Here is a 14,488-nt window from a genome sequence, read left to right as displayed (position 1 = left end):
GGTAGGCGAACGTCCATGGTGGATTCGCGGGGTCGTTCGGTCGGCCGTTACGTCATGCGGCTCGTCGGTGGGGTGGCCGTCATCCTGGGCATCCTCGGCGCCTTCTCCAGCCTCGCCGACGGCAACCTCGTCGGCATCGTGCTCAGCGCCGTGTTCCTCGCGGGCGGGGTGTTCCTGCTCAAGCGGTCGGGTGACGGCGGCCGGGCGGCCCGCCCGGCATCCGTGCCGCGCGACGCGCGCTGACGGCGGCAGCGCACCGGCCGCGACGCGCGGAAAGTGTCGGTGTCGCCGCCTAGGCTGGACCGGTGGTCGACCGGCGTCAGGTGATGAGTTTCCGCGTCCGTGCCCAGCAGCTCGAGCGGGAGCGGGGCGCGCTCGCCGACACCGCCGTGCTCGACCTCGGCGTACAGGACACCGGCCCCGACGGCGGCCGGTGGGCGCTGGCCCTGCGCGGGGTCGACGTGACCGCCCTGTCAGCCGACGATCTGGTCCTTCTCTGGACCGTGCGCGGTGCTCCCCACCTCTACCGCCGTGCCGACGTCGGCGCGGTGGCGACGGCGGTCGAGCCGTTCTCGGACGCCGACGCGGGCAAGCGCATCTACGACGCGTCCAAGCCGCTGAAGGCGGCCGGCATCGGCAACCTGGCCGCGCTCGACGAGGTGGCCGCGCGGATGCGGGAGGTCGTCACCGCGCCGACCGTCAAGGGCGAGGTCTCCGGCCGGCTGGCCGAGCTGCTGCCCGAGCCCTACCTGCGGTTCTGCCGCCCGTGCGACACGACGCACCTCTATGAGATGCCGTTCCGGTTGGCCGCCGTCCGGGCCGGGCTGGAGCTGCGGCTGGACACGTCGCCGCCGGTCCTGCAACGCATCCCCGACCTCACACCCCGCGACCCGGGCGGGCGGTTCGACCTCGTCCGCGCCTACCTTCGGTTGCTGGGGCCGGCCACGCCCAAGCACGTTGCCGACTACCTCGACGCCCCGGTCAAGGACGTGAAGGCACGCTGGCCGCAGGACGCGGTCGAGGTGACCGTCGACGGTGAGAAGCGGTGGCTCCTGGCCGCCGACGAGGCGGCGCTGACCTCGGCCGACGTGACCGCGACCCGCCTGCTCGGGCCGTTCGACCTGTTCCTCCAGGCCAAGGACCGGGCGACAGTGGCGCCGGACGCGGCGCGGGCCAAGGAGTTGTGGCCGGTGCTGGGCCGCCCCGGCGCCGTCCTGGTCGACGGCGAGCTGGTCGGCACCTGGCGTCCCCGCAAGTCCGGCCGCACGTTCCGGGTGTCCGTCGAGCCCTGGCAGAAGCTGTCCGAGAGCCGGCGCCGCGCCGTCGTCGAGCAGGCCGAACGCCTGGCGGCCCACCGGTCGGTGTCGCTCGCCGGCGTGGACTTCGGCGGCTGACCGGCGGTCAGGAACGCCGCGGCGACGTGTGGTTCGGGCGAGACCCGCGCTGCACCGCGCGGACGGGACGCTCAGCCGAGGCGCTCGATCGTCGTCGGGATCAGGCCGTGCCGGCGTCCCACGGTGGTGACCGCCCCCAGCAGCGTCCGCAGGTGCGCGCCGCTCCCCCGGCCGGCCGTCACGTCGACGCACCACGCCACCCCGCCGCCGACGCGCCGCACCTCCCAACGGGCGGCGTCGGCTGCCCGCCCGGTGGCGACCACGCCGGGCCCGGCCGGCCCGGGCTCGGCGCTCCCGTCGGCCGGGAGCGACGCCACCAGGCCGGCCAGCCGTCCGGAGTCGAGGTCGCCGGCGAACAGCACCCGGTGCACGGCCGGGCCGGCGCCCAGCCGCAACGGCTCCGCGACCGCCAGCGGGAGGTCGTCGTGGAACCGGTCGCGCAGCGTGTCCTCGTCCGGCAGCGCCCCGCCGCCGAGCCGGGCGTACGTGTCCTCGGCGTCGGAGCGGGTCACCGCGCGGACCCGGGCGCGGACGTCCGGCCGGACGCGCAGCGCGCGGGCGAAGGCGCGGGAACTCCACCAGCCGCCGTCGGACGGCGTCCAGCCGGCGCTGCGCAGCCGCGTCGCGGACAGGTCGCCGGCCAGCTCGAACTCCTCGACCAGCAGTCCGAGCGGTACGCCGTCAGCCGGAGCCAGGAGCTGGTAGTAGTCGAGCACCACGGCACGCTACCGCCCTCACCGGTGCGCGAACACGAACCCGCCCTCGACATCCGGGGCGGGACGGTGGGTCATCTCGGCGTCGACGGTGAAACCGGCGGCGTCCAGCCAGGCCGCGATCCGCTGCGGCGGGCGGCGGTGCACGTGGACGCGCATCGGGTGTCCGCCGTACCCCTGGGTCTTGAGCCGGCTGCCCTCGCCGGCGAAGAAGCCGAGCAGGACGACCCCGCCGGGCCGCAGCGCCCGGTGGAACCCGGCGAGCACCCCGGGCACGTCCTCGTCCGGCACGTGGATCAGCGAGAACCAGGCGAGCAGACCGGTCAGCGACGCGTCGGCGAGGTCGAGTCGGGTCATCGAGCCCACCTCGAAGCGCAGATTCGGGTGGTCCCGCCGGGCGACCTCGATCATCGCGGGTGACAGGTCGACGCCGAACGCGTCCAGGCCGAGGCCGTGCAGGTGGGCGGTGATCCGGCCCGGTCCGCAGCCCATGTCGGCGACCGGCCCGCTCCCCTGCGCGCGCACCAGTTCGGCGAACAGCCCGAGGATTCCGCGCTGGAACGGTTCCCCGGCGAGGGCGTCGCGCAGCAGGTCGGCGTAGCTGGTCGCCACCGTGTCGTAGGAGGTGCGGGTGTCGTCGATCCAGCTGGCAGCGCCCATGTCGGCACACGATAGACCGGGCTCGTGTGAGGATGCTCGGCATGTCCGAGCGCGCACTGAGCTTCGGGGCGGCGGCGCGGGCGTACGAGCGGTTCCGCCCCGGATATCCGCCGGCCCTCGCCGACCTGGTGCTGGCGTACGCGGACCGACCGCTGCGGACGGCGCTGGAGATCGGGGCCGGGACGGGCAAGGCGACGCGGCTGTTCGCCCGGGCGGGCCTCACGGTCACCGCGACCGACCCGGACGCCGCCATGCTGGCCGAGCTGCGCGCACACGTGCCGGCCGAGGTGCGGACCGTGCGGGCCGCGTTCGAGGAGCTGCCGACGGACGAGACCTACGACCTGGTCTACGCGGCGGCGGCGCTGCACTGGACGCGCCCCGAGGGCCGGTGGGACCGGGTGGCCGCGCTCCTGACGCCCGGCGGCGTGTTCGCCTCGTTCGGTGGGCCGCTGCGCCTGGGCGACCCGGCGGTGGCGGAGTCGGTGCGGCGGGCCCGGGCGCCGTTCCTCGACAGCGACGAGATCCCCTCCCCGGACGGGACGCCGGAGACGCACGCCATGCGGTGGCCGGGCACCGAGCTGCGACGCCACGAGTGGTTCACCGACGTCCGGCAGTCCGAGATCGCGCGCCGGGTCACGATGAGCGCGGACGACTACGTCGGTGTGCTGTCGACCGTCTCGGCCTACCTCGAACTGCCGGCGGACCGGCGGGAGCAGGTCTTCCGGCGGATCCGGGAGGTGCTGCCCGACACGGTCGAGGTCACCACCGACGTCACCGTCCACCTCGCCCGCCGGCGGCCGGACGCCGCGTCCTGACCCGTCCCGGCGGACGGTCACTGCATGGCGGTGGCGGGCGGGTGGTCGAAGGACGTCGGGCAGCGGAAGACGTAGAGGGCGTAGCCCCGCCCGATCGTCACCTCCGTGGGTCGGGCCGACGCTCCGGGCAGGTCCTCCACCGGCCGCCAACTGCCGTCCGTCCCGTACCACTCGGAGGAGTCGGCGGTGAACAGCAGCGTCATCGGGGTGCCGCACTCGGCGCAGTCCACCGGGTGGGGGTCGGTCAGGGACCAGTTCGCGAAGCCGCCGACCTTCCAGCCCGGGGCCAGCGACAGGTCCGTCTGGTAGGTGTCCTCGTCCTCGTCCTCCCAGTCCCTGATCCGGGCGTCCAGGTCCTCGGGTAGCAGCCCGCCGTACTGGTACTCGCGGATCCGCTCCGGATGCAGCACGCAGGGCGTGGGCAGGTAGGAGGCGCTGACCACTGGTGGTTCGGGGGCGGCCGCCAGGGGCTCGGTCACGTCGTCGGCGCGCCGCCAGTACAGCCGTACCCTCGGGTTGTGGCCCAGCTCGGGGTGGTCCAGCGGGCACCACAGGACCTGCATCACGTCGGTGCCGTCGGGCCCGACGAAGTCGGGGACGTCCCGGCGGTGCAGTTGGGCCACCGGGACCATCGGTATCGGTCGGTCGACCAGGTGGTGGGGCTCGGAGAAGCCCGGGGGCGACAGCTGCGCCCGCTGGTCGTCGGTCACCTCGTCGGTGGCGAGGATCGCCCGGTCACGGTGCACCGACGCCGGGGTCCGGAGCCGGAAGACGTAGTGCGCCTCGCCGTCGTCGCAGACCGGCCACGCCTCGTGCGCCGGCCAGAGCAGCGGCCCGCCGACCGAACTGTCGGCGACCGTCGGGCGGCCCGGACGGGGGTGCAGCCGGGTGGCCGTGGTCGAGTGGGCGGCCAGTTCGGGGAAGAGCGCCGCGACGTCGACAGGTCGCGGCGGCGTGGTGCGGGTCACGGTCGACGATCATAGAGAGCGGGTGCGACGGACAATCCTGTTGCGGGCGTTCGCCGCGACGGCGAGGCTGCCCGGCATGCCGATGCACGAGGGACAGCTCACCGTCACCCCTGCCACCGTGCGTGGGCTGGTCGACGCGCAGTTCCCCGCGTGGCGGGACCTGCCCGTCCGTCCGCTGGCCTCGGAGGGCACGGTCAACGCCGTCTTCCGCCTGGGTGATCGCCTCACCGTCCGGCTCCCGCTGCAACCGCAGGAGCCCGAGGTCACGCGGCGCTGGCTGGAACGCGAGGCGGACGCCGCCCAGGAACTGCTGGGGCGTACCCGCTTCCCCACCCCGGAGCCGGTCGCGCTCGGCGCGCCCGGCGCCGGCTATCCGCTGCCCTGGTCGGTCCAGACCTGGTTGCCCGGCGTCGTGGCAACCGACCGGGACCCGGGTGACTCGTACGCCTTCGCCGACGACCTGGCCGAGTTCGTCGACGGCGTCCGGGCCATCGACACCCGGGGGCGCACGTTCGACGGCCCGGGCCGGGGCGGTGACCTGCCCGCGCACGACGAGTGGATGGAGACCTGCTTCCGGCAGAGCGCATCGTTGCTGGACGTGCCGCTGCTGCGGCGGTTCTGGGCGGCGATGCGGGAGCTGTCCCGGGGTGACACGCCGGACCGGATGACCCACGGCGACCTGATCCCCGGCAACGTCCTGGTCGCCGACGGACGGCTGGCCGGGGTGCTCGACGTGGGCGGGCTGGGGCCGGCCGATCCGGCGCTCGACCTGGTCGGCGCCTGGCACCTGCTGGAGGCCGGGCCGCGCCGGGCGCTGCGGCGGCGACTCGGCTGCGACGACCTGGAGTGGGAACGCGGCCGGGCGTGGGCGTTCCAGCAGGCCATGGGGCTGGTCTGGTACTACCGGGAGTCCAACCCGGTGATGAGCCGGACGGGCCGGCGCACGCTGGAGCGGATCACCGCCGACCCGCCGCCGGGCTGAGCCGGGGCCAGGCGGGTCGCCACGCCGGCTCGGGCACCGGCGGCAGCGCCGCGACGTGGTCGAGGATCGCCCGCAGCCCCGGGTGCGGGTTGGTCCGGGGCAGCAGGAGCGAGATCGGGTACGCCGGCGTCGGGTCCACGATCGGGATGCGACGCAGGTCGTGGCGCGCCGGCCAGACGTAGCGGTCGCGTGCGCCGACCAGCGTGGCCACGTCGGCGGAGCCGGCGATGGCGTCGAGGAGGACCTCGTCGCCGAAGTTCGGGCCGGTCGCGTCGACGCGCAGGTCGAACGCAGTGACGAGCTGGTCGTAGAACTCCGACCACTCGCTGCGCGGCACGATGCCGGGCACCCGGATGAGGTGTCCGCGCAGTTGCGACGGGGTCACCGACCGGGCGGACGCGAGCGGGTGCCGGGGGCCGACGAGGAGTTGCAGCGGGGAGTCGAACGCGTGGACCATCCGGACGTCGGGCGGCAGGGCGCCCGGGTCGGTGACGGTGCGGAACGCGGCGTCGATGTCGCCGGCCTGCACGGCGGCGGCGACCTGGCGCGGGTCGTCGACGCGGAGGGTCACCACGTCGACGTCGGTGCCGGGATGTGACCGCCAGTAGTCGTGCAGGACCACGGCCTGCGCGCTGCGCAGCCCGAGGACGTCCACGCGCGGGGCCCGCGACGCCGGCCGGACCGCGGCGACCGCGCGATCCGCGCTCACCACCAGGCCCCGGGCGTACGGGAGGAACGCCCGGCCGTCGAGTGTCAGCTCGACCCCCCGGGCGGTACGGGTGAACAGGCGGACTTTCAGGTCGCGTTCCAGGGCGGCGACGCGCTTGGAGACCGCCTGCGGGGTGACGCCCAGCTCGTCGGCGGCGTGGCGCAGCTGCCCGAGTTCGGCCGCCCGGACGAACGATCGCACTGCCTCGGTGTCCACCGGCCCACCCTAGGGCCGCCCCACCGATGGTTGTGGCTCGCCGACCGCCGGTTGTTTGATCCACCGCCCACCCGGCCGGTGTGATGCGCCGGTGAAACTCGGATCGGGCTTCGGCTGGCTGTGGACGGCGTACGCGGTCAGCACGTACGGCACGTGGACCGCGTTCGGGGCGTTTCCGCTGCTCGCGGTGCGGGTGCTGCACTCGTCGGCGTTCGCGGTGTCGCTGCTGGAGGCGGCCGGGCTCGCCGTCGCGGCGGTCGTGGCGATCCCGCTCGGGCCGTGGGTGGCGCACCGGCCCAAGCGGCCGGTGATGGTCGCCACCGACCTGTCCCGATTCGTCGCGACGGCGAGCGTGCCGGTGGCGTACCTGCTCGGGGTGTTGACCTACGGTCAGCTGCTGGTCGTCGCGGTCGTCTGCGGCGCGGCGGGCATCGCGTTCGGCGCGGCGTCCGGGGCGTACCTGAAGCACCTCGTCCCGGGCGAGCGCCTGCTCGTGGCGAACGCGCGGTTCGAGGGTACGAGCTGGGTGGCGACCGCGGTCGGCCCGCCGGTGGGCGGCGCGCTCGTCGGGCTGCTCGGCCCGGTCGTCACCGTCGCGGCCGACGCGCTGAGCTACCTGCTGTCCGCGTTCGCGGTCCGCCGGATCCGGGGGGACGACGTGGCCGCGCCCCGCGCCGCGGGCGCCCGGCTGACCGGAGCCGACCTGGTCCGGGGCTGGCGGTTCATCCGCCACGACCGCGTCCTGCGGCGCCTGTTCCTCAACTCGGTGCTGGTCGGCGGTCTGATCATGGCGACCGCGCCGCTGCTGGCCGTCCTGCTGCTCGGCGACTACCACCTCCCGGCCTGGCAGTACGGGCTGGCCTTCGGCGTCCCGGCGCTCGGCGGTCTGGTGGGCGCCCGTCTCTCCGCGCCCCTGGTCCGGCGGCACGGCCGGCACCGGGTGATGATCGTGTCCGGCTGGCTGCGTGCGGTCTTCCCGCTCGGGCTCACGTTCGTCGGTCCTGGCGTCTCCGGGCTGCTCACCGTGATCGTCGTCGAGGCTCTGCTGATCACGTGCATGGGCGTGTTCAACCCGATCCACGCCACCGAACGGCTGCGCCGCACTCCCCCGGACCACGCCGCGCAGGTGCTCACCGCGTGGAGTGTGAGCAGCCGGCTCACGCAGGCCGTCCTGATGCTGGCCGGGGGCGTCCTGGCGACGCGCGTGGGTCCGCTCGCCGCGATCACCGTCTCCGGTGTCCTGCTGCTCGCCACCCCGCTCCTGCTGCCCCGAGCGGAAGCGGGGCGCCGGCGGGAGGCCGACGCCGCACCCGAGGGGCAGCGAGCTGTCGGTGCGCCGCGCTAACGTCGGCCGCGACTGTGCGGGGAGGTCGGTCGTGCTCGACGACATGCGGGTGCTGCGTGGCGCGGTGGAACGCTACCGGAGGGCGGCGACCGCCGCCGGTGTCCCCTGGGACACCGACGAGCCGGCCGACGCGCTCGGCGTCGAGGCGCTCTGCCGCGTCTTCGACGTCGACCGCGTCGCGGAGCAGGCGATCTGGTTCCACCACGAGGGCCTGCCGTACGCGCAGGTCCTGCCCGAGGGTGGTCATCCGCTGCTCTGGGACAGCGCCGACAACATCCTCGGCTACCGGGATGTGGGCCAGTGCTCCGGCTTTCAGGTCGGGGGTGAAGGCCCGCGTTGGGAGGGCCGTCGTGGCCTGAGCGGTGCCTCAACCTGGGAGGTTTTGCTGCGCGATGTACTGCTTGACGATGCTCGGCGGTGCGTCGGCGACGGAGCCTGCGAAGTACGAGCCCGACCACAGCTTGTTGGTTCGGTAGTAGTGCCCTATGACATCGGGGAATTCCTGGCGCAGGCGGCGCGAGGACACGCCGTTAAGGATGTTGACCAGCCGGGTCACGGCCCTCTTGGGCGGGTAGTTCACGAGTAGGTGGACGTGGTTGTTTGCGCCAGTGAACTCGACCAGATCGGCCTCGAAGTCGCGGCATACGTCTCGCATGATCGCCTCCATGCGGGTCAGGTTGCCGGTCGTTGAACACCCTGTGCCGGAACTTCGTCACGAAAACCAAGTGGATATGCATCACGAACACGCAGTGTCTGCCAGTGCGGATGCCTTGAAGTTCAGCCATATACCAACATGTACGGTGCGTCTTGTGCAGCTCCGGTACACCTTCCGTGTGTATCCGACGCCCGGGCAACAGATCGAGCTGGCTCGGGCGTTCGGGTGCGCGCGGGTGGTGTTCAACGACGGACTCAGGCTGCGCCAGCAGGCATGGGAGGCGGGCGAGAAGTACATCTCCGACGGGGCGCTGTCCCGCCGCCTGATCACCGAGGCGAAGCTGACACCCGAGCGGGCGTGGCTGGGCGAGGTGTCGGCGGTGGTGTTGCAGCAGGCCCTGGCGGATCTGAACACCGCGTACCGCAACTTCTTCGCCTCGGTCACCGGCAAGCGCAAGGGCCGCAAGCTGGCCCCGCCGAGGTTCCGGTCCCGTAAGGACAACCGGCAGGCCATCCGCTTCACGAAGAACTCCCGGTTCAAGGTCCTCGAGAACGGCCGGCTCAGGTTGCCGAAGATCGGCGATCTCGTGGTCCGCTGGTCGCGGAGCCTGCCGTCGGAGCCGTCGTCCGTGGCGATCGTCAAGGATGCGGCCGGTCGTTACTACGCCTCGTTCGTCGTGCAGACCACGCAGGACGAGACACTGCCGCCGGTCGGCTCCGAGGTCGGCATCGATCTCGGGCTGACCCACTTCGCGGTCATGTCCGACGGCACGAAGATCGCCGCGCCGAAGTTCCTGCGCCGGGCCGCCCGCAGGCTCAAGCGGTTGCAGCAGGCCCTTGGACGCACGCAGAAGGGCTCGGCCAACCGGAAGAAGGCCGTCGTCAAGGTCGCCAGGGCACACGCCCGGGTGGCCGACATCCGGCGGGACTGGCAGCACAAACTGTCCACGGCGATCATCCGCGACAACCAAGCGGTGTACGTCGAGGACCTGTGCGTGACCGGTCTCGGCCGGACCAGGCTGGCGAAGTCCGTGCACGACGCCGGGTGGGCCGGCTTTACCGCCATGCTGGAGTACAAGGCCACCCGGTACGGGCGTACCTTCGGCCGAGTGGACCGGTTTTTCCCGTCCACCCGTATGTGCTCGGCGTGTGGACGGATCACCGAGAAGATGGCACTCAACGTTCGAACGTGGGACTGCCCGTGCGGTAGTCACCACGACCGAGACGTCAACGCCGCCAAGAACGTGTTGGCCGCCGGGCAGGCGGACAACTCAAACGACCGTGGAGCGCAGGTAAGACCGGGACTCGTCCCGGCACCGCGCGGTGAAGCGGTAACCCACCCAGACGCCGCGTGTTCCACGCGCAGCGTGGAGGGAATCTCCGTCCTCTAGGACGGAGAGGATGTCAACAGATCGAGGTGGACGACCGGAACCCGGTCCGCGCCGCCACCAGCCTGGCGGCGCTGGTCTCCGCGTGGACCGACGGGTTCGCGGCGGGGGTCTACGCGCGCTCGCCGTACGACACCTGGCTGCACGTCGGGCCCGACGACCGTGACCCCGTCGACGTGCTCGTCGAGGGCGGTCTCGACCCGTTCGCCTTCCCGGTGCACGTCTCGGCGTACTCCCACCACGACCTGCTGCGGGCCCGGCAACGGGAGTGCGGTGTCAACCCGGACCACGCCGACGACTTCGACCGCCAGGAGGAGTTGCTCGACGCGGTCGACGTCGCGCTCGCCTCGCTCCGCGCCTGAGCCGGCACGTCCCTCGTGGAGGAACGGCCCTAGACCGGGCGGCCGAAGGTGACGGCGTCCCGCACGAGCGGGGGCACCCGCTCCGCGAGCTGCTGGTCCGGCCGGGCGCCGAGGGCGTCGTTGACCGTGGAGAACGCCAACCGGAAGGCGATCAGGGTGGTCGCCTCGAAGATCTCCCGGTCGCTGAGGCCGGCGTCGCGCAGGCTCCGCACGTCGTCCTCGGTGGTGGCGTTGGGGTCCCGCACGACCTGACGGGCCCATCCGGCCAGGGCGGCCTCCCGGCCGGACAGCTCGCCGTCGGCACCGCCCAGCACGTCCGCGGCGGTCGCCTCGTCGCTGAGGTCGGCCAGCCGGGCGCCCCAGGCCAGGGCGCAGTAGGCGTCACCCCGGGCGGCGGCGGTGGCGGCGACCAGCACGGCCACCTCCCGCGCCGACAGCCCCGAGTCGCCCAGCAGCTCGGCGCGGACGGCCTGGAACGACGCCAGCACATCCGGACGCCAGCACCAGACGCGGGTGAGGTTGTTGACGTAGCCGTCGGAGGCGACGTCCTCGTCGTAGGCGGCGGCGACCGCCGGACCCGGCGGCGGGTCGGGGAGGAAGGTCGGGCGACTCATGGAGGCAGTGTGCCGGAATTTCCCGGCCACCCGGAGACCGATGGACGACAGTTCGCGGAGCCGGCCCCGGACGGTCGCGTCGATCCGCGCCTATGATCCACGCACGGTGCGACCGTGACGGGGGAACGAAATGATCAAGTCGGTCTTCTTCGATGTCGGCGGGACGATCCTGGACGAGTCCCGCGAGTTCGCCGACTGGGCGGACTGGCTGGGCGTGCCCCGGCACACCTTCTCGGCGGTGTTCGGCGCGGTGATCGCCCGGGGCCTGGGCTACCAGGAGGTGTTCCGGGTGTTCCGGCCCGACTTCGACCTCGCCGCCGAACTCGACCGCCGGGTGGCTGCCGGCGTGCCGGAGACGTTCGACGAGGAGGACCTCTATCCCGACGCGCGCGCGTGCCTGACCGCTCTGGCGGCGCAGGGCCTGCACCTGGGGCTGGCCGGCAACCAGCCGGCCCACGCCGAGGCCAGCCTGCGCGCCCTCGGCCTCCCGGTGGACGTCATCGGCACGTCGCACGGGTGGGGTGTGGACAAGCCGGCGCCGGCGTTCTTCACCCGGGTCGTCGAAGCGGGCGGCGGCGACGCGTCGTCCATCCTGTACGTCGGCGACCGGCCCGACAACGACGCCCGCCCGGCCATGGCGGCCGGCATGCCGGCGTGCCTGATCCGGCGCGGCCCGTGGGGACACATCCTCGACCTGCCCGACGTGGCGGAGCGGTGCCTGTTCCGCATCGGCTCGCTGGCCGAGCTTCCGGACCTGGTCGCGGAGCACAACGCCGCGGGCGGCTACAGATCTTGAAAGGTCAGGTTGGATTCCGCGCGGTCGGGGCGTTTCGGTAGGGTCACTACTGTGAGTGGTGAGCCTCCGGTGCGGGTCGGGTTGCGGGTCGAGGACGTGGGCGCGGCTGCGACGTTTTACGAAGGCTTCGGTTTCGTACCGGTCGGAACCGTGCCGGGTCGGGATGGCAAGGTGCTGATGGCTATCCTGCGCCGGGGCCCATTGCAGCTGCTGGTCGATGCGTTAGTGGGCATGCCGTTTCCCGACAGTGCGCGGGAGCGTCAGACGTTGGCAGGGCCGCGCGGTCTGGGCATGGTCATCGGCATCGAGGTAGCAGACGTTGATGAGATGGCCCGGAGTTGCCGCATCGCGGGCTGCGTGATCGGGGCTGGCCCGCTGGATGCTGCGTGGGGCGAGCGGTACGTCGAGGTCGAGGACCCATACGGGTATGTCTGGAAGTTCTTTCAGGTGCTGCCCGGTGTGCGAGACGACGGGCTGCAGGCGGCGGCCGACGCTTGGCTTGATGCTGGCAATGGCGAGTCGGTAGGCCGTTCAAGCTAGGGCCAGTGCGACAAGAGGGTCAGGCCGGTGTGGGTGAGGAAGCCGTCGAGTAAATCAGGTCGGTATTGGATGCGTTTGAGTCGGTTGCGGATGATCGCCAGGAGGTGGTCGACGCCGCGGACGGCGAGGATGCCGATGCTGCGTTTGAGGTGGGACCACACCTGCTCGGTGGGGTTGAGGTCGGGGGCGTAGGCGGGCAGGCGGATCACGGTCAGCCAATCTCGGGCGGCGATCATCTGCCGCATGGCGGCGCTTATGTGGGTGTTGAGGTTGTCCCAGACGAGCACGATCGGTCCGTGCAGTTGCTGGTGGGTGGCGTCGAGCAGGCTGATGCAGTCCCGTTCGCCGAAGCTGCGTCGTTCGTTCTTGCGGCCGCGATGGGTGATCGTGCGGTAGATCAGCCGAGGACGCTGGCCGGGTTTGTAGCAGGCCAGGCCAGCGATCGAGACTCGTCCGGATCCCTTGCCCGACACCGGGATCTGCGGTGTTTCACCGCGTCGACCCCAGGTGCGGACCTTCGGTGGGCGCAGCGTCTGACCGGCCTCGTCCTCGCAGCAGATCCACGCGTCGCGCTGCGCCGCTACGGTTTTCCCGCCGGCCACACCTCCCGCCGCCACGTCGCGACCGCGGGTTTTCGGCATCGCGTGGACGGGGCGGACTCCCTACGTTGATTGATCATCATCAGTCTCGGTCTGGATGTCGGACTTCGACCGTTCGCTTATCAACGGCTCCGAGCGGGCACCGGCGCGCCGAGCGGATCGGCGAGCAGCGGCGCGAAGCCCAGCTCGGCGGCGCCGATCAGGGTGGTGTCGTCGCCCAACGCCGACACCCGCAACTGGGCCTTGTCCCGCGAGACGGGCAGCACGTTGGCCCTGATCCGGTCACGCACGTGCGGGGCCGAGCCCTGGAACACCTCGCGGAGCGTTCCGCCGAAGATCACCACCCCAGGGTTGAACAGGTTGATCACGTTCGCCACCCCGATGCCCAGCCAGTCGCCGACGTGCCGCAGCGCCTCCCGGGCGGCCGGGTCGCCCCGGGCCGCGTCGGCGACCACGGCCCGCACCGCGTCCCGCCCGATGCTGTCGGCGGGACGGCCGGCCGCGTCGAGCAGCGCCCGCTCCCCGACCTCGGCCTCCAGGCAGCCGTGGGAACCGCAGAGGCAGGGCCGACCGTGGTGGGGGTTCACCAGCATGTGACCGACCTCGGAGCCGTAGCCGCCGTCCCCGCCGAGCAGCTCGCCACCGACGATGATCCCTCCGCCGACACCGACGTCGCCGTGCAGGTAGACCAGGTTGCGCACCCCGACCCCGGCGCCCCGCTGGTGTTCGGCGACCGCGCCGAGGTGGGCCTCGTTGCCGACGAGCACCGGCAGGCCCAGGTCCAACCGCCGGGCCAGTTCGACACCGAACGCCTGGTCCACCCACCCGAGGTCCGGCCCGTACCGCACCAGTCCGTCGCCCGGCCGGATCATCCCGCAGTAGGACGCCCCGACCCCCACGCACACCGATCCGGCTGGCGCGCCGTGCTGCAACGCCCGTCCGAGGTCGGCGAGCACGCTGACCACGAAGTCGAGGTCGGCCCCGGCCCTCGGCCTGGTCGCCTCCAGACGGCCGGACACCACCCCGCCCAGACCGACGCGGGCGGCGACGAGCCGGTCCACCGCGATGTCGAAGGCGAGGACGTGCACGGCGTCGGACGCCGGCCGGACCAGCAGGGACGGTCGGCCGGTCCGCCCGGTGGCCGGGGCGGACTCCTCGCGGACCAGTCCCGCCGCCGCGAGTTCGCCGATCAGCGCCAGCACCGTGCTGCGGTTGACGGCCAGCTCCTCGGCCAGCCGGACGCGGGAGACCGGGCCACCCAGGTGGACACGGCGGAGCAGCGCGGCGAGGTGACGCCGGTGGCTGTCCCCCGTCGCGGGTCGCTCCGCGGCCAGACCGTTCAGCATCGACCACTCCGTCAGATGGCAACTGGCACGACAAGGATAGACGGCCGACGACGCCGCACGGTGCGCTGCCACAGGTGTCCGGGCGACCGGTCAGGCCGGCGTGTCGCGCTCGCGCCGGGCCCGGTCCAGCCGGCGTCGGGCGTGGACGTCGGTCCCGGCGAGCCCGGCCAACTCGCCCAGCCGACCGGCGCGGACCAGCAGGTCCAGGTGCCACAGGTGGGCGTCGTGCCGGTCGGGGTCGCGGCTGTAGCACTCGGCGTACGCCTCGACCAGGGCGATCGCCGTGGTCCAGTCGCCGCGCTCCTGCGCCGCCTCCGCCGCGGCCCGGTCGAAGATCGTCCCCACCCCGCCAGTATCGCCCGCGCGGACGTTTGCCGACCGGCCCGC

General features: G+C 72.9%; 17 protein-coding genes and 1 pseudogene. 9 read left to right on the top strand and 9 right to left on the bottom strand.

What is annotated here, in order from left to right; translation table 11 throughout:
• Positions 1 to 54 precede the first annotated feature (54 nt).
• On the top strand, positions 55 to 243 hold the full coding sequence (locus tag ACN27B_RS22600; RefSeq protein WP_091576398.1) for a hypothetical protein: 189 nt from the start codon (positions 55 to 57) through the stop codon (positions 241 to 243).
• Positions 244 to 305: 62 nt separating this feature from the next.
• A complete protein-coding gene (locus ACN27B_RS22595; protein ID WP_422741476.1) occupies positions 306 to 1,394 on the top strand; it encodes a winged helix DNA-binding domain-containing protein in 1,089 nt (362 codons plus the stop codon).
• Positions 1,395 to 1,465: 71 nt separating this feature from the next.
• On the opposite strand, the gene ACN27B_RS22590 is transcribed toward ACN27B_RS22595, so the two are convergent.
• Both ACN27B_RS22590 and ACN27B_RS22585 read right to left on the bottom strand, forming a co-directional pair.
• Positions 1,466 to 2,110, bottom strand: a complete 645-nt coding sequence (locus tag ACN27B_RS22590) for a hypothetical protein (RefSeq protein WP_422741475.1) — start codon at positions 2,108 to 2,110, stop codon at positions 1,466 to 1,468.
• 18 nt (positions 2,111 to 2,128) lie between these two features.
• A complete protein-coding gene (locus ACN27B_RS22585; protein WP_099161357.1) occupies positions 2,129 to 2,767 on the bottom strand; it encodes a class I SAM-dependent DNA methyltransferase in 639 nt (212 codons plus the stop codon).
• Positions 2,768 to 2,808: 41 nt separating this feature from the next.
• Here ACN27B_RS22585 and ACN27B_RS22580 point away from each other — a divergent pair, with 41 nt between their 5' ends.
• Positions 2,809 to 3,582 carry a class I SAM-dependent methyltransferase gene (locus tag ACN27B_RS22580; protein WP_422741474.1) on the top strand — a complete coding sequence of 258 codons (774 nt, stop codon included), beginning with the start codon at positions 2,809 to 2,811 and terminating at the stop codon, positions 3,580 to 3,582.
• Positions 3,583 to 3,599: 17 nt separating this feature from the next.
• Here the strand turns inward: ACN27B_RS22580 and ACN27B_RS22575 are convergent, their stop codons facing one another.
• On the bottom strand, positions 3,600 to 4,550 hold the full coding sequence (locus tag ACN27B_RS22575; RefSeq protein ID WP_422741473.1) for a hypothetical protein: 951 nt from the start codon (positions 4,548 to 4,550) through the stop codon (positions 3,600 to 3,602).
• Positions 4,551 to 4,572: 22 nt separating this feature from the next.
• Here ACN27B_RS22575 and ACN27B_RS22570 point away from each other — a divergent pair, with 22 nt between their 5' ends.
• Positions 4,573 to 5,532 carry an aminoglycoside phosphotransferase family protein gene (locus ACN27B_RS22570; protein ID WP_422741472.1) on the top strand — a complete coding sequence of 320 codons (960 nt, stop codon included), beginning with the start codon at positions 4,573 to 4,575 and terminating at the stop codon, positions 5,530 to 5,532.
• Here ACN27B_RS22570 and ACN27B_RS22565 read toward each other — a convergent pair.
• On the bottom strand, positions 5,507 to 6,457 hold the full coding sequence (locus tag ACN27B_RS22565) for a LysR family transcriptional regulator (protein WP_422741471.1): 951 nt from the start codon (positions 6,455 to 6,457) through the stop codon (positions 5,507 to 5,509). The genes ACN27B_RS22570 and ACN27B_RS22565 overlap by 26 nt on opposite strands.
• Positions 6,458 to 6,548: 91 nt before the next feature.
• On the opposite strand from ACN27B_RS22565, the gene ACN27B_RS22560 reads away from it, so the two are divergent.
• A complete protein-coding gene (locus ACN27B_RS22560; protein ID WP_422741470.1) occupies positions 6,549 to 7,802 on the top strand; it encodes an MFS transporter in 1,254 nt (417 codons plus the stop codon).
• A 367-nt stretch (positions 7,803 to 8,169) separates the two neighbouring features.
• On the opposite strand, the pseudogene tnpA reads toward ACN27B_RS22560, so the two are convergent.
• Positions 8,170 to 8,587, bottom strand: a pseudogene (gene tnpA, locus ACN27B_RS22555) (IS200/IS605 family transposase).
• 24 nt (positions 8,588 to 8,611) lie between these two features.
• Between tnpA and ACN27B_RS22550 the strand changes: the two are divergent.
• Entirely contained in the window at positions 8,612 to 9,847 is a 1,236-nt protein-coding gene (locus ACN27B_RS22550; RefSeq protein ID WP_422741469.1) for an RNA-guided endonuclease InsQ/TnpB family protein, read from the top strand.
• Between the two features lie 26 nt (positions 9,848 to 9,873).
• Entirely contained in the window at positions 9,874 to 10,206 is a 333-nt protein-coding gene (locus ACN27B_RS22545) for a hypothetical protein (RefSeq protein ID WP_422741468.1), read from the top strand.
• A gap of 29 nt (positions 10,207 to 10,235) precedes the next feature.
• Here ACN27B_RS22545 and ACN27B_RS22540 read toward each other — a convergent pair whose 3' ends face one another.
• Positions 10,236 to 10,820, bottom strand: a complete 585-nt coding sequence (locus tag ACN27B_RS22540; RefSeq protein WP_422741467.1) for a carboxymuconolactone decarboxylase family protein — start codon at positions 10,818 to 10,820, stop codon at positions 10,236 to 10,238.
• 130 nt (positions 10,821 to 10,950) lie between these two features.
• On the opposite strand from ACN27B_RS22540, the gene ACN27B_RS22535 reads away from it, so the two are divergent.
• Entirely contained in the window at positions 10,951 to 11,616 is a 666-nt protein-coding gene (locus ACN27B_RS22535; RefSeq protein WP_422741466.1) for an HAD family hydrolase, read from the top strand.
• A 51-nt stretch (positions 11,617 to 11,667) separates the two neighbouring features.
• Complete coding sequence (locus ACN27B_RS22530) at positions 11,668 to 12,156, top strand: VOC family protein (RefSeq protein ID WP_422741465.1); 489 nt, start codon at positions 11,668 to 11,670, stop codon at positions 12,154 to 12,156.
• Here the strand turns inward: ACN27B_RS22530 and ACN27B_RS22525 are convergent.
• The 3 genes from ACN27B_RS22525 to ACN27B_RS22515 form a co-directional block, all read right to left on the bottom strand.
• Positions 12,153 to 12,797, bottom strand: coding sequence for a transposase (locus ACN27B_RS22525; RefSeq protein ID WP_422741464.1), 645 nt, complete (start codon positions 12,795 to 12,797; stop codon positions 12,153 to 12,155). The two genes, ACN27B_RS22530 and ACN27B_RS22525, sit on opposite strands and share 4 nt — an antisense overlap.
• Positions 12,798 to 12,877: 80 nt before the next feature.
• Positions 12,878 to 14,101 (bottom strand): ROK family protein, encoded by a 1,224-nt coding sequence (locus tag ACN27B_RS22520; protein WP_422741463.1) that lies wholly within the window; start codon positions 14,099 to 14,101, stop codon positions 12,878 to 12,880.
• Positions 14,102 to 14,191: 90 nt separating this feature from the next.
• Positions 14,192 to 14,446, bottom strand: a complete 255-nt coding sequence (locus ACN27B_RS22515; protein ID WP_422741462.1) for a hypothetical protein — start codon at positions 14,444 to 14,446, stop codon at positions 14,192 to 14,194.
• Positions 14,447 to 14,488 lie beyond the last annotated feature (42 nt).

The organism is Micromonospora sp. WMMD754, assembly GCF_049315235.1.
Classification (GTDB): Bacteria; Actinomycetota; Actinomycetes; order Mycobacteriales; family Micromonosporaceae; genus Micromonospora; species Micromonospora sediminicola.
Note: the sequence above shows the minus strand (reverse complement) of the source record. Positions and strands in the feature narration are given on the sequence as shown.

Bases quoted from the DNA above. Each gene is read 5' to 3' on its own strand.
- ACN27B_RS22600 (WP_091576398.1), top strand. From the start codon at position 55: ATGCGGCTCGTCGGTGGGGTGGCCGTCATCCTGGGCATCCTCGGCGCC.
- ACN27B_RS22585 (WP_099161357.1), bottom strand. From the start codon at position 2,767: ATGGGCGCTGCCAGCTGGATCGACGACACCCGCACCTCCTACGACACG.
- ACN27B_RS22580 (WP_422741474.1), top strand. From the start codon at position 2,809: ATGTCCGAGCGCGCACTGAGCTTCGGGGCGGCGGCGCGGGCGTACGAG.
- ACN27B_RS22540 (WP_422741467.1), bottom strand. From the start codon at position 10,820: ATGAGTCGCCCGACCTTCCTCCCCGACCCGCCGCCGGGTCCGGCGGTC.
- ACN27B_RS22535 (WP_422741466.1), top strand. From the start codon at position 10,951: ATGATCAAGTCGGTCTTCTTCGATGTCGGCGGGACGATCCTGGACGAG.
- ACN27B_RS22525 (WP_422741464.1), bottom strand. From the start codon at position 12,797: ATGCCGAAAACCCGCGGTCGCGACGTGGCGGCGGGAGGTGTGGCCGGC.
- ACN27B_RS22520 (WP_422741463.1), bottom strand. From the start codon at position 14,101: ATGCTGAACGGTCTGGCCGCGGAGCGACCCGCGACGGGGGACAGCCAC.